Annotated in this window: 13 protein-coding genes; 2 read left to right on the top strand and 11 right to left on the bottom strand. The window is 36.4% G+C overall.

Features of this window, described 5'->3' with window-relative positions; genetic code table 11:
* Positions 1 to 74 precede the first annotated feature (74 nt).
* The 5 genes from JO950_RS04580 to JO950_RS04560 form a co-directional block, all read right to left on the bottom strand.
* A complete protein-coding gene (locus JO950_RS04580) occupies positions 75 to 947 on the bottom strand; it encodes a GIN domain-containing protein (protein WP_202701514.1) in 873 nt (290 codons plus the stop codon).
* An 86-nt stretch (positions 948 to 1,033) separates the two neighbouring features.
* Positions 1,034 to 1,768, bottom strand: coding sequence for a head GIN domain-containing protein (locus JO950_RS04575; protein ID WP_202701512.1), 735 nt, complete (start codon positions 1,766 to 1,768; stop codon positions 1,034 to 1,036).
* Between the two features lie 3 nt (positions 1,769 to 1,771).
* Positions 1,772 to 3,505 carry a PspC domain-containing protein gene (locus JO950_RS04570; RefSeq protein WP_202701511.1) on the bottom strand — a complete coding sequence of 578 codons (1,734 nt, stop codon included), beginning with the start codon at positions 3,503 to 3,505 and terminating at the stop codon, positions 1,772 to 1,774.
* A 3-nt stretch (positions 3,506 to 3,508) separates the two neighbouring features.
* Positions 3,509 to 3,841 (bottom strand): PadR family transcriptional regulator, encoded by a 333-nt coding sequence (locus JO950_RS04565; protein WP_017498072.1) that lies wholly within the window; start codon positions 3,839 to 3,841, stop codon positions 3,509 to 3,511.
* A 197-nt stretch (positions 3,842 to 4,038) separates the two neighbouring features.
* Entirely contained in the window at positions 4,039 to 4,518 is a 480-nt protein-coding gene (locus JO950_RS04560; protein ID WP_229998784.1) for a DUF4870 domain-containing protein, read from the bottom strand.
* Between the two features lie 231 nt (positions 4,519 to 4,749).
* Between JO950_RS04560 and JO950_RS04555 the strand changes: the two genes are divergently transcribed.
* Complete coding sequence (locus tag JO950_RS04555) at positions 4,750 to 5,202, top strand: DUF4442 domain-containing protein (protein WP_202701510.1); 453 nt, start codon at positions 4,750 to 4,752, stop codon at positions 5,200 to 5,202.
* Positions 5,203 to 5,557: 355 nt separating this feature from the next.
* On the opposite strand, the gene JO950_RS04550 is transcribed toward JO950_RS04555, so the two are convergent.
* The 6 genes from JO950_RS04550 to JO950_RS04525 form a co-directional block, all read right to left on the bottom strand.
* Positions 5,558 to 5,752, bottom strand: a complete 195-nt coding sequence (locus tag JO950_RS04550) for a hypothetical protein (protein WP_202701509.1) — start codon at positions 5,750 to 5,752, stop codon at positions 5,558 to 5,560.
* A gap of 198 nt (positions 5,753 to 5,950) precedes the next feature.
* Entirely contained in the window at positions 5,951 to 8,188 is a 2,238-nt protein-coding gene (locus JO950_RS04545) for a multicopper oxidase family protein (RefSeq protein WP_202701508.1), read from the bottom strand.
* Positions 8,189 to 8,673: 485 nt separating this feature from the next.
* Positions 8,674 to 9,219, bottom strand: a complete 546-nt coding sequence (locus JO950_RS04540) for an AraC family transcriptional regulator (RefSeq protein ID WP_237732274.1) — start codon at positions 9,217 to 9,219, stop codon at positions 8,674 to 8,676.
* Positions 9,220 to 9,221: 2 nt separating this feature from the next.
* On the bottom strand, positions 9,222 to 9,752 hold the full coding sequence (locus JO950_RS04535) for a DUF3347 domain-containing protein (protein ID WP_202701507.1): 531 nt from the start codon (positions 9,750 to 9,752) through the stop codon (positions 9,222 to 9,224).
* 165 nt (positions 9,753 to 9,917) lie between these two features.
* Entirely contained in the window at positions 9,918 to 10,304 is a 387-nt protein-coding gene (locus tag JO950_RS04530) for a hypothetical protein (RefSeq protein WP_237732273.1), read from the bottom strand.
* A gap of 68 nt (positions 10,305 to 10,372) precedes the next feature.
* Complete coding sequence (locus tag JO950_RS04525) at positions 10,373 to 11,206, bottom strand: AraC family transcriptional regulator (protein ID WP_202701506.1); 834 nt, start codon at positions 11,204 to 11,206, stop codon at positions 10,373 to 10,375.
* A gap of 102 nt (positions 11,207 to 11,308) precedes the next feature.
* Between JO950_RS04525 and JO950_RS04520 the strand changes: the two genes are divergently transcribed.
* Positions 11,309 to 12,475 (top strand): MFS transporter, encoded by a 1,167-nt coding sequence (locus JO950_RS04520; protein ID WP_202701505.1) that lies wholly within the window; start codon positions 11,309 to 11,311, stop codon positions 12,473 to 12,475.
* The last annotated feature ends 231 nt before the right edge of the window (positions 12,476 to 12,706 follow it).

Raw genomic sequence — 12,706 nt, 5'->3', positions numbered from 1 at the left:
ATCTAAGAATCTAAGAATCTAAGAATCTAAGAATCTAAGAATCTAAGAATCTAAGAATCTAAGAATCTAAGAATCTAGCCCTGCAATGGCGTAGTTGCCTTCGCTTTTACAGGACTTGGTTTTTTGATGAGTTTTGCTTCTTCGCTAAAACGGGTAAGTTCGATTTTTGGACTTCCAAACAGTGAGACCTCTGATTTATCGCCGGCTGCGATGGCTAAATTGTTCTCCACTAAAATAGTAGCGACAGAAGAGCCTTCGGTGGTAACATTAGCCTCTTTTAAAGTAAATTTTATTCCTGTAAAAACAGTGTTATTGTCCAAACGAATTGTTGCTTTTTCGGCGATACCTTCAATAGCGGCAGTTGTTTTTTGGTACAAATCACATTTGAATTTTATGGCAGAAACTAATGTTTTAATCGAAGCGTTTTTGCTTAGCTGTAAGGAAGCATCTTCTGATTTTAAGTTTAGTTCGGTTTTGGATCTGTCATCTGCAAACAAACTGAATTTTTTCGAATTTACGTTGAGCAGTAATTTAGCGTAATCGAAACTATGAAAAGTGATATCGTCTAACTTAAGCTCCTGAATGGCATAGACTACAGCCTCATTTTTGGCAATTACGGTTTTTAATGAACCGGTATAAATAACATGAACAACCAATTTTTTGAAGATCGTACTTTCTTTGGCAGTATAGAGGCGAAGTACTTTTTCTCTTAAATCCGTTCCAATGATTTCATGCAGATTATCATCGGCTTCAATTCTAATTTCGTTTTTTTCTCCTCGTTCCAGGTAAACTTCCAGATTGTCATCCGCTTCAATGCCATCAAATTCACCAACTTCTTTTACCGAAGTGGTTACAATTTTAGATCCTTTTATTTTTTCTCTTCGCTGTGCGAAAGTTAAGGTTGTGATCAATAATAATAATAGAAGAAGGGCTGTATTCTTTTTCATTAATTCTAAGATTTGATTTGGACAAATATAAAAAAATCATCCACTTTCGATGAATGATTTTTTTACATTTAACAGATAAATAAGGTTTATCCCTGGCTAATCGTTCCTCCCGAACTTGAAGTTTTTTCAATTGTTTTTGGAGTGATGTCATAATTGATAGTTCCTCCGCTGCTGGCTGAGGCTTTCAGATTTACAATTGGATGAACATTTACGTCTCCTCCGCTTGAGGCTTCTGCATGAATTTCATTTGCCAATAGTTTACGAGCACTAACACTACCACCGCTTGAAGCTGAAGCCTGCATTTTTAATGCTTTTCCTTCCAGGCGGATAGAGCTCCCGCTGTCTGAATCACAAGTAATGTTATCCGATTCGATATTCACATCTACAGTTGAAGCACTTGAAGCTTCAATATTAATATCCTGACCCTGAATTAGGCCTTTACTCATGATAGATGCGGCGCTCCAGGCGACTAATTTGTCGATAACAGGCATTTTTACGGTTACCCTTTTTGTGGCAATATCCTGAAAACTATTGTATTTGCATTTGATGTATAACGTTCCGTTTTCCACTTTTGTTGTGATTTCCTTTTGTATGTTATCGTCAGCTTCCACAACAACTTCCGTAGAATCAGATTGGATAATAACAAGATCTATCGCATTGCTAACCGACACTTTTGTAAAATTGCCAGGTATGGTTCTTTTTTCAGTAGTAACATTTCCGCTTCCTTTAATACTATTCACATTAAAGTTACAAGAGGCAAACAATAATGCAGTAACTGCTGCAATAATGAATTTTGTAATATGAATGATTATTTTTATCATGGCTTAGTTAATTTTGATTACAACTCCGTTTTTATCAGTGGTTAATCTTCCGTTGGTTTTCTTTCCGTTTAAAATTTCTTTTCCATTAACTTTAATAGAAACTTCGTTTACGGTATCGTTCTCCATAACACTTTCTTCAGTCGTGTCGTCATACTCATCTCCATACTCGTTTTCTTCGGCAGGGCAGTCAAGACATTTAATTTTTGAACCTTGTACTTTGTAATTGTAGTTACCGCTAAAGTGTAAGTTGAAAAAATCGTTGTCAGAATCGTCATAATCTTGTACAGATGAATCCGGCTTGAATAATTGTCCTTCAGGCAAGTACAAATATACATCGACTTCCTGTCCTCTGAATTTATTTTTTACATCTGTCAGGAAATAATTGTCTAAAATCAAATGGTTTCCGTTAAGCTCAAACTTGTAGCTAATTTTTTCTGCTCTTTGTTTGGCATTGATAAACGAGTTTCCTCTGGCTGTTTTTTCAATTTGAATGTAAGGAGCAGCTTCATCTGTAGGTAAAACATGTAAGCGAACATCGTTAGAATAGATCAACTGATTGTTGGCTGAGTCCTGTACAAATTCAAAATCACTATGGTGGTCCAGATCTTTGGCATAATAATCATTGTATCTGAATTTTACGAAAAGAGTATCTTTTGAAGTAATGTTGATTGATTTTTTCTCGACCATCTTGTTGTCGTATGAAAGTTCTGTCGCTTGTTTGATTCCAATGCTGATTGCGATAGCAACTGCAATAATCCAAATGGCTAACAAGGTATATTTGGTAATGTTTCCAATAGACTTCAGGTTTGGAGATAACAATTTGAAACCTAAAAGGGTCAAAAAGAAAAATGGAATTCCAACAGCAAAGAACATTAATAAACCAAATGACCAAAGCGGATAATCTGTAAAGTTTCCGGCATCTACAAAGTTTTGCCATGGAAAATCAACAAAAACATTAGTTCCCAAAGTGAAAACTCCAATTAACAACATAATCAAAGTACTGATTCCGGATATGATTAAAATGACTCCCAAGAATTTAGCGAATATTTTAAAAACCGTCATGATAAAGTCTCCAAATGAACTACTTATTCTCTCAGCTCCCGACTTTACCTGGTTTCCCATTGCGTCATAATCTGCATTTTTAAATTTGTCCGATAAGTTTTCAATTTCTTCACGAACTTTTTTCTCAATGTTGGAGATCGTTACCGGTTCACCAGTCATTTCCAGTTTCTCCGAAGTAGTAATCGCTTCAGGAGTAACGATCCAAAGAACGAAGTACGCTAAGATTCCGGTTCCAAAACCTGCGAAAACAAATATTAAGAAGATAATTTTGATCCAAACAGCGTCAATTCCAAAATAATGCCCTAAACCGGTTGCTACACCACCAATCATTCCTTTTTCTTTGTCACGGTATAATTTTTTGTGCTTTCTTGTTCCGTAATCATTAAAAGACTGACTTGTTTTTTCTTCATCTTCCAGAATATAGTCTTCTGGCTGCCCCATAACGGTAATCACCTCATCCACATCTTTCAGTCCTACAACATGTTTATCGCTTTTTTGTTTCTCAATTAACAATTCTGAGATACGCATTTCGATATCTTTGATAATTTCATCCTGTCCGGACGAGTTGGTAAGAGATCGTTTTATGGCGTCAAAATAGCGTGTCAGTTTTAGATATGCATCTTCATCGATGTGAAAAACCATACCGCCTAAGTTAATATTTACTGTTTTGTTCATGACTTATTGATTTTGATTGGTGATTAGTTTTACGGCGTCAGACAATTCTGTCCAGGTACCGCTAAGTTCGTTTAAAAATGTTTGTCCTATTTCGGTTAATCCATAATATTTCCTTGGTGGTCCTGAAGTAGATTCTTCCCATCGATAATTAAGCAAACCGTCGTTTTTCAGCCTAGTTAAAAGTGGATAAACTGTTCCCTCAACAACTAGTAATTTTGCGTTTTTTAAAGTGTCTAATATTTCTGATGTGTAGGCATCTTTTTCTTTTAATACAGATAAGATGCAAAACTCAAGAACACCTTTGCGCATCTGTGCTTTTGTGTTTTCAATGTTCATAATTTCATTTTGTTTTTTTTTGATTGAACAATTCGTTTTTTGATTGATGATGATTGATTGATGATTGAGATGCCGGTTTGCCCTTCCGGCTCGGGTGATTGATGATTGATGATTGATTTCGGAACTTTTCTGATGATGGTCAATAAGGTTCCGACTATAACTTTTAATTTTTATGTTAGACTGAGCGAAGTCAAGGCCTACTTGATAAAAGGAATTGTTATCGGATACTTGTATAATTCTCCGTTTGATGCTTTTATTGAAGCGTAAATCACTAAAAAGAATTCAACAAATTTTAATAGTCCAAAAAGTAAAACGGCTGTTGCTCCAATACTTAATAATGCAATGTTTCCATTAAAGTCAAAATTTCTGATGATGAAATCTTCGTCGTTAAATACAGCTTCCATAGGAATATTTTGTAAAAAAACAGTGATGAAGATCGGGATGGCAATTAAGGCCAAAACCAGAGTGTAAAGCAGAAGACTTAGTTGAAAATTTAAAGTCTGTTTTCCATGGTGGTTTACAAATTCTGATTTGTCTTTGTAACTCGTCCAGATTAATATCGGGAAAATGTAATTCCCAAATGGAATGATGTACTGACTTAAAGTGCTTAAGTGTGTGAACGTTGCAGTGTTCTTTTCTGATGAAGTTTCCATGATGAGTGGTGTTGTTGTTTCCATGATTAAAAGTATATAGTAATTTCTTATGCAAATATATATCTAAAAGACAGTATCTTGTTTTGCATAGTACCAAATATTAACAAAATATTAACAAGTTTAAAATGCTTCAAGTACGGATAAAACGCTGAAAATCATCCGGAGTACCTGATTTTATTGGTAGTCCTTGAAAGTAGTTGTAATTTATTGTGCGTGCATAGTTTTTTTGTATTTTTACATAAAAAAATAAACATCATGGCATTATCGGTTTCTAAACTCAATAAATTTGTATTATTCAAACTGCCGTCGGCCTACATTTGTGGCGTTCGTGTAAAGGCAATCGACAAAGACAGATGCGTCGTAAGTGTTAAGCACCGATGGATCAATCAAAATCCGTTCAATTCGATGTATTTTGCCGTTCAGGCAATGGCAGCAGAGTTAACTACCGGAGCATTGGTAATCTCTCAGATTCAACAAAGCGGGAAAAAGATTTCGATGTTAGTCGCAAACAATAAAGGAAATTTCACCAAAAAGGCGACAGGAAGAATAACATTTGTTTGTAATGACGGACACTTAATAGCCGATGCGATTAAAGAAACAATCAAAACCGGTGAAGGACAAACCTTCTGGATGAAATCAATTGGAACAGACGAAAGTGGTACTCCCGTTTCTGAAATGGACTTTGAGTGGAGCGTTCGCGTTAAATAGTTTTTCGCCAAATTCCGCCAAAGGGAACGCACGAAGTGATTTTGCAAATTATTTTTTGCAAATGTTCAGATATCTGGGAGGAGCAATGATGACCTTTGATGAAATTTAGAGCTTGGTTAAGGGAATAGAGACAGGCATTTGGTCATGAATTAGTATGCAATTTAAAGTCAAATGATAGATGTCGAATGTAGTTTGTGACAATCGCTTTACGCGTTCCCTTTGGTTGGGGCGTTTTTTGCAAGGAGATTTAGCGGATTTCGCAGATTTTTTCTGTTATCGTTGATCTTAGTCGAAAGGACGGGGAACAAAAAAAGAGGCTAATGATAGCCTCTTTTTTATTGAAAGTAAGTTTCGTTTATTTTTTAGCGCAACAAGATTTCTTGTCTGATTTTGCAGTATCTGTCTTTGCAGTGTCAGTTTTCGCATTGTCCATTTTTTTACAACAGGATTCTTTTTTAGCTTTTTCTTTTTTTGGAGCTGGCTTAGTGTCTTGAGCCTGAACACCAATTGTAAATAAAGCAACAGCTAAAACGGCAAATAAGTTTTTCATTTTTGTTTAATTTAAGGTTTTACGATTTTGTTTTTTAATTGAAGATAGAAATTCAAATATAAAAAGACTTTCTAAAGTTAACTCTTACGGTTTAGTTAATGTTTTTGTAATAATTCATTTTAAAACGGGGCATAAAGAGAAGGTTATTATAGCATTTCTAGGCTATACATTTGAGTTAAAGTAGATACGCCGATCTGTTTAGTAATTGAGATTTACTCCGAAACCAACTCCCATATCACTGTCATAATGCGTTGTGATTCCGAAGTTTCGTCCAACGATGTATTTCAAACCGGCCATATACTCTTTGTCTGTATTCCACATCAAATTCATGCGCAGACGTCTGGCAAGGGGAATGTCTTTTCGCTCAAACTGAATTCGGACATTTCCATCCGTAAAAACCTCAACTTGCGCTTTTACCAGCATAGGTAAGGTGTACTCAATACCGGCGCTTAAAACCGAACGATGGTCTTTGGTATTCTTCTGTCCAAACATATTTTGTTCCTGTTCGTCAATTCCCATTTTTCTGTAACGCCAGTCAAAACCGATGAAAGGCATAAACCATTGCATTTTGCCTATGTAGCGTCCAATGTGTGTCTCAGTTTCGAAACCATTTTTGTTGTTATAACCTAATCTCCATTCGGTACCAATACTCCAACGTGTACTGCTTAAAAGAGCTTCTCCGTCATTTCCGTTGGAAGCAAAGTCATTTTCGGCTCTAAAATGAAACATACGATCGTCCATCTTTAGCATCTTATCGGCCATTTTTTTATCGTGAATTAGCGGATTGGGTGCCTGATTCTCGTAAGTAAAAATACGTCCCATTCCGGCCATCATGTGGTACAGGATATGACAATGAAAAAACCAGTCTCCTTCGGCATTGGCCTGAAATTCGATGGTATCGGTTTCCATTGGCATAATATCAATCACATTTTTTAACGGAGAGTAATCGCCATGTTCGTTCAAAATTCTAAAATCATGTCCGTGTAAATGCATGGGGTGCCGCATCATGGATCCGTTGTACAATACGATTCGGACGTTTTCGCCTTTTTTGATCAGGATTTTATCGGTTTCAGAAATAACTTTATTGTCTAAACTCCAAACATAACGGTTCATATTTCCGGACAACTCAAAGCGCAGTTCTTTTACCGGTGCATCTTTAGGCAGCGTTGTTATGGTTGGTGATTTCAGCATTCCGTAATTCAGAGTAGTAATTCCGGCAACCTCAGTGGTGTCTGTAGCCATGTTCATGCCTTCCATGTTGTGATTGGAGTGATCTTCCATTTTCATAGGCTCGCCGCCTCCAGTAATCTCAGGATACATAACGGCATTCATATCCATTTTGTTCAGCGACATTTGCATGCCCATATCGTTCATGTCACCGTTCATTTTCATCATATCGTTCATCATTTTCATTCCTTCGAAATATTTTAATTTCGGAAGATGGTTGACAGACTGTTTCGTTCCTGCTCCTAAAAATAATGAAGCAGATCCGGTTCTGTCTTCGGCTGTAGCCAAAAATGCAAAGGATTTTTTATCTTCAGGGATAGTAACCACCACATCATAGGTTTCCGAAACCGAAATAATCAAACGGTCAACTTCTACGGGCTCAACATCATTTCCGTCACTCGCCACAACAGTTATTTTTCCACCGCCGTAGGTCAGCCAGAAATAACTCGAAGCGCCTCCGTTTGCAATTCTCAGTCTTACTTTATCGCCTGCTTTAAATTGTGAAAGTTGTTGTTCGTTTTTACCGTTGATCAGAAACTTTTCGTAATAAATATCACTAACGTCCATGGCATGCATACGTTTCCATTCGTTGGTTACCTTTGTGGCAAAGTGGCCTTGTTTAATGGCTTCGGCATAACTTTGTGTCGTCCCTTTTTTTATGGCGAACCAATCGTCGGCATTGTGTAGCATTCGCTGTACATTTTCCGGTTTCAGATCCGTCCATTCACTCAGAATAACCGGAATTGTCGGTAAATCATCGATTCCTTTTCTAATGGTCGGATCGTCTTTCTTTTTATTGATGATAAAAAGACCGTACAAACCAATTTGTTCCTGTAACCCCGAGTGGCTATGATACCAATACGTTCCATTTTGAATAATAGGAAAACTGTATTTGTGCGTTGTTCCTGGTTTTATGGGCATTTGGGTTAAATAAGGAACACCGTCTTCCTTATTCGGAAGGAATAATCCGTGCCAGTGAAGTGCGGTGTTTTCTTTTTTTAAGTCGTTGTGGACGTAAATTTCTGCTATATCTCCTTCCGTAAAAGTCAGAGTGGGCATCGGAATTTGTCCGTTGACCGTAAGAGCTCTTTTTTCTTTTCCGGAAAAATTCACAATAGTGTCCCGAACATGCAGATCGTAACGAACCACTTTTTGCGCTTTTGCACTAAAAGTGATTAAAAAGAGGAGTATAATAGTCTGTAGTTTCATATTGATATTTTAAAGGTTTGGATTTCGTAATCGTAAAGTGTTTACAATTACTAAAGCCGAACTTGATTTTTAGCTGCGTTATTTGGGTGCTTTTGATCTCCATTCCGCTTCAGGTTCCCATTGTCGTAATTTTTTCCTCGGGCTGTAAATGTCATTTTTTCAATGTTTTAAGTATTACAATGCAAATTTCTGAAGTAAAGAGTACTTTAGGGTTGTACAATTTTGAGAATGATTTGTAAGATTTCAAAAAACAGCCAGTCACAAAGCTCGCGAGGGCTTATGTAAAGGGTGTAATCATTTATAGGAACCGTAATTTTTTTGTCACGCAGATTTTAAAAGATTTTGAACAGATCTTGTAGATTATTTAGGAGCAAATTTTTAAAATGTAAATCTGCTCAATCTGCAGAATCTGCTCAAAACAAAATCTTTCAAATTCTTTTAGTTACGGGTTAGAATAAATGAAAAAGGGTTACAAATTCTCAATCTCAATGCTTTTTTTGTCCTTGCAATTGTTTAAAGCTAGTGGGTGTAAAGCCCGTAATTTTCTTGAATTGATTGCTCAAATGCGCTACATTGCTATAGTTTAGTGTATCTGCAATCTGACTTAACGACAGTTTACTATAAAGGAGTAGCCCCTTTACTTTTTCTATTTTTTGGCTGATAAAGTATTTTTCAATAGTTGTGTTTTCCAGTTCTGAAAATAAATTGCTCAGTGTGCTGTAATCCTGGCCGAGGTTTTTAATTAAGTGATCAGACAAGTTGACTTTGTGGTCGTTGTTTTTAGAATGAATCAGGTCAGCGATGCCTTTTTTTATGCTCTCCACCGTCTTGCTTTTTTTGTCATCAATAAAATCAAAGCCCAGTGTTTGTAAACTTTTGAGCAGCACTTTTTTTTGACTTTCGGAAATAGAGTCCTGTAGTTTGACTTCACCTAATACCACAGAAATTGGATGGAGTCCGAGTTTTTTTAACTCAGACTCCACAACCATTATACATCGTCTGCACACCATGTTTTTGATGCAGAGTGTCATATTTACTTGATCGTTTCTACCACACTTCCGCAAGTTAACATTGACGAACCGTAATAAGGATTTTTAATCGTCTTTTCTTTGCTCAGCCAGTCGGCATCGACCATCGGGCAGTGTTGTTTGTATACCGCCTGATCTGATTTTGACACTTTAATAAGTTCGTAAGTGTTTTTGGAGAGCGATTTGAAAGTTTCGCGCTGTTTTTTAAGATCTGTTGTAGCCGAAATACTTTTAGCGTCAGCCGTTATTTTCTTCATGACTTTCATCCAGGTGTTGTGTTCGTCACCCTTTAATTGGTTCATTTTTATAGCCGTGATGGCATCCAGTAAATCTTTGGCTTTTGCCGAAGTGAGTTTGGCATCGCTTTTAATTAAGGCATCTTTTACCGTAAAATAAGCATCATAAACAGTTTGTAACTGACTTGAATCGGCAACTTCTATTGTTGTAGTTTCTCTTTTTATGGAAGTGGCCAGAATAATATTAGCAGAAAAAGCGACTAAGATTACTATTACTATGGTTAAAATTGATTTTTTCATTGTATCTGATTTTATTAGAGCGTTAAATTCCCTCTAAGTTAAATAATTTAAGATTGATTATTGCTAATTATGGTCTCGTAAATAATCTGACGCACAGTGTATTACTTCTTCTGTGAGAAATAAAAGTTTCGTTACAAAGCGCAACTTTGGCTGTCAGAGATACAATTATTTTATTTTTGGGGGTGACCAAATAGATGTAAAACCATCAGAAATAGGGATGTTTTTGTAGTAAGGTATTGTTTTCTCCAGAGAGAAATTGAATAGATTTTTTTCAAACTCAAATTCATTCTTTGTCATTAAACTGAATTGAAGTCCTGATGGGGTACAGCCCGAATGATCACATTTTCGGTTACAGCCGTGCTCCTCATTTTTTGAGCCGTTATCTTTTTGGCAACAGTTTTTTTGAGAAGTATCAGCCGTCTCATGTTTTGAAACTGCTTTCTTTTCGCAGGAACTTTTCGCGTTCGTTTTTCCGCAGGCATAACCTTCACTGGGCATCAGTAAGAAGCCAAAGGTCATGATTAGAAACACTATGTAAATTTTTCCTGTCAACGAAAATGTTTTAGAATTACAAATTTAGGTATTTTTTTTTTACTCTTGCGTTTTTTGAAATTCCATACTCACAGTTTTTTATAATCGGTAGGTTTCATGTTTTTCCTTTTTTTAAAGTAATTCGAAAGGTGGCTTTCATCGGTAAAACCAAATTCATGAGCAATTTGTTTAATGGGCAGCTGGTTGTTGTGAATTCGTTTTTCGATTAAAGTGGTTCTCAGATGGTGAATGTACTCGCGATAGCTTATGGCAAAAGTTCTTTTAAAGTAAGCGCTGAAATAAGTTTGGGCAATATTAAAATGATCGGCAATAACTTTAATCTGAACCAATTTGGGGTTGTAAATGTTTTGATGAATATAGGTTGCGATTTGTTCGTTGTCAATAGGAGTTGATTTCAGTTGCAGATTCATGCAACGGATGGTTTCTTTAATCAATCCAAAAATGGAAAGAATCTGATAAAAAACAATTGGCGAGCTCGAGACATCCGTCTTGCAATTGTAGGCGGTAATGTTTTCGATCGTATTTTTTAAGATGGTTTTACAAGGATCGTCTAGTTTTAAAATGGTTTCCTTTAGCAATTTGTTCCGCATAAAATCCTCCGGAGTGTTCAGCAGTAAATCATCACAAAAAAGATTCCTGTTCGAATCAAAATAGTTGTCAGTAAACTTGATGTAAACAAAACGCGTTCTTTTTTTAATATCGAAGTAATGCTCGTCTTCCGGAGAAATCACAAAGAGATCACCTGATTTATAAGGCAATAAGTTGTGGTTAAGATGGTGAATTCCGTTGCCTTTTTTGATGTAAATAATCTCATAATAGGTATGAGTGTGCGGAACATGGGGGAATATGTCATCTTCGAACTCATGAATGACAAGCTTTTCAAACTGATTGAATTTAGGCATAACTTAAATTTACAAGTTTATGTCGTAAATGTACAATTTATTTTCCGTTTAACGGTGTTAAATTTGCAGCATAGAAATTCTATTCCTTTCTATTACAAAAAAATGAAAAAAAGTCTTATTGCACTCTCATTAGGAGGTTTGACTATCGGAATTACCGAATTTGTCATGATGGGTTTGCTGCCTGATATTGCTTCAGATATGAAAGTTTCGATTCCGGTTGCCGGATATTTAATCTCTGCTTATGCACTTGGCGTTGTCATTGGTGCGCCTTTATTGGTAATTCTGGGAAGAAATTTTGCGCCCAAAAAAATGCTTTTAATTTTGGCTTTGATGCTGACCGTATTTAATGCTCTTTCGATTATTGCGCCTGACTATAATTTTCTATTCGCTTCAAGATTTCTTTCGGGATTACCGCACGGAGCCTTCTTTGGAGTTGGTGCTGTAGTTGCGAGCCGTTTGGCCGATAAGGGTAAAGAGGCTCAGGCGATCGCCATTATGTTTTCGGGTTTGACACTGGCGAATTTAATAGGTGTGCCTATTGGTACTTATATAGGACATAACTTTATCTGGCGTTATACTTTTGTTTTAATTGCCGCAGTAGGTTTGCTAACGTTTTTGTTTATTTCGTTATGGATGCCAAATCTGGAAAAGAGCGGAACGGTCCATATGAAAACCCAGTTATTGTTTTTTAAGAAAACAGAAGCCTGGCTAATTATTGGAATCACAGCCATTGGATTCGGAGGTCTTTTTGCATGGATTAGTTATATCGCACCTCTAATGACAAATGTTTCGAAGTTTGCGCCTGAGGATGTGTCTTATATTTTGATTTTAGCTGGTTTAGGAATGCTGGTGGGCAATTTTGCCGGAGGTAAACTGGCTGATAAATATTCTCCGGCACCTACTGTATTGGCACTGCTGTTTGTTATGGCCATTGATTTAATTATGGTATACTTTTTCTCCTTCAATCAATATGTATCCTTATTTCTGACTTTTTTAACAGGTGCCGTTTCTTTTTCAGTGATTGCTCCAATTCAGATGTTAATGATCAAAACTGCTAAAGATGCTGAGATGATTGCTTCGGCAGCGCTGCAGGGTAGTTTTAATATCGGAAATGCGTTGGGAGCCTTTTTGGGAGGTTTGCCATTGTCTGCAGGGTACAGTTATGCTTCGCCAAATTTAATCGGTTTGGTTATGGCGTTAAGCGGAATGGTAATCACTTTTGCTTTAATGCAGAAACATAAAGGGAATTTGCAGTTGCAAAAAGCGTAATGATGCTGTTGTAATCTTTGAGAAGCTATTGTTACTGCTTGAATTTGTGTTATGTGAAAGAAATGTATTTCTCATAGACAACCTTATATCAGACTAGAAAACTATGTTTCTATGTGTTTAGGCCAATAGCCCAAGGGGGAGCTGAGTGCAAAAAAGATCTATTAAAAGTAACAGTAGCAAATTAGTGAAGTTAATCTTTTCTTAGAATGCTTAAACACATAGAAACATAGA

It is taken from the genome of Flavobacterium sp. UGB4466 (assembly GCF_903469665.1).
Lineage (GTDB): Bacteria > Bacteroidota > Bacteroidia > Flavobacteriales > Flavobacteriaceae > Flavobacterium > Flavobacterium lipolyticum.
Note: the sequence above shows the minus strand (reverse complement) of the source record. Positions and strands in the feature narration are given on the sequence as shown.

Excerpts from the sequence above, each read along its gene's own strand:
- JO950_RS04535 (WP_202701507.1), bottom strand. The coding sequence starts at position 9,752 with ATGAAAAAATCAATTTTAACCATAGTAATAGTAATCTTAGTCGCTTTT.
- JO950_RS04555 (WP_202701510.1), top strand. The coding sequence starts at position 4,750 with ATGGCATTATCGGTTTCTAAACTCAATAAATTTGTATTATTCAAACTG.
- JO950_RS04545 (WP_202701508.1), bottom strand. The coding sequence starts at position 8,188 with ATGAAACTACAGACTATTATACTCCTCTTTTTAATCACTTTTAGTGCA.
- JO950_RS04570 (WP_202701511.1), bottom strand. The coding sequence starts at position 3,505 with ATGAACAAAACAGTAAATATTAACTTAGGCGGTATGGTTTTTCACATC.
- JO950_RS04525 (WP_202701506.1), bottom strand. The coding sequence starts at position 11,206 with ATGCCTAAATTCAATCAGTTTGAAAAGCTTGTCATTCATGAGTTCGAA.
- JO950_RS04565 (WP_017498072.1), bottom strand. The coding sequence starts at position 3,841 with ATGAACATTGAAAACACAAAAGCACAGATGCGCAAAGGTGTTCTTGAG.
- JO950_RS04540 (WP_237732274.1), bottom strand. The coding sequence starts at position 9,219 with ATGACACTCTGCATCAAAAACATGGTGTGCAGACGATGTATAATGGTT.
- JO950_RS04550 (WP_202701509.1), bottom strand. The coding sequence starts at position 5,752 with ATGAAAAACTTATTTGCCGTTTTAGCTGTTGCTTTATTTACAATTGGT.
- JO950_RS04520 (WP_202701505.1), top strand. The coding sequence starts at position 11,309 with ATGAAAAAAAGTCTTATTGCACTCTCATTAGGAGGTTTGACTATCGGA.
- JO950_RS04575 (WP_202701512.1), bottom strand. The coding sequence starts at position 1,768 with ATGATAAAAATAATCATTCATATTACAAAATTCATTATTGCAGCAGTT.
- JO950_RS04560 (WP_229998784.1), bottom strand. The coding sequence starts at position 4,518 with ATGGAAACAACAACACCACTCATCATGGAAACTTCATCAGAAAAGAAC.
- JO950_RS04580 (WP_202701514.1), bottom strand. The coding sequence starts at position 947 with ATGAAAAAGAATACAGCCCTTCTTCTATTATTATTATTGATCACAACC.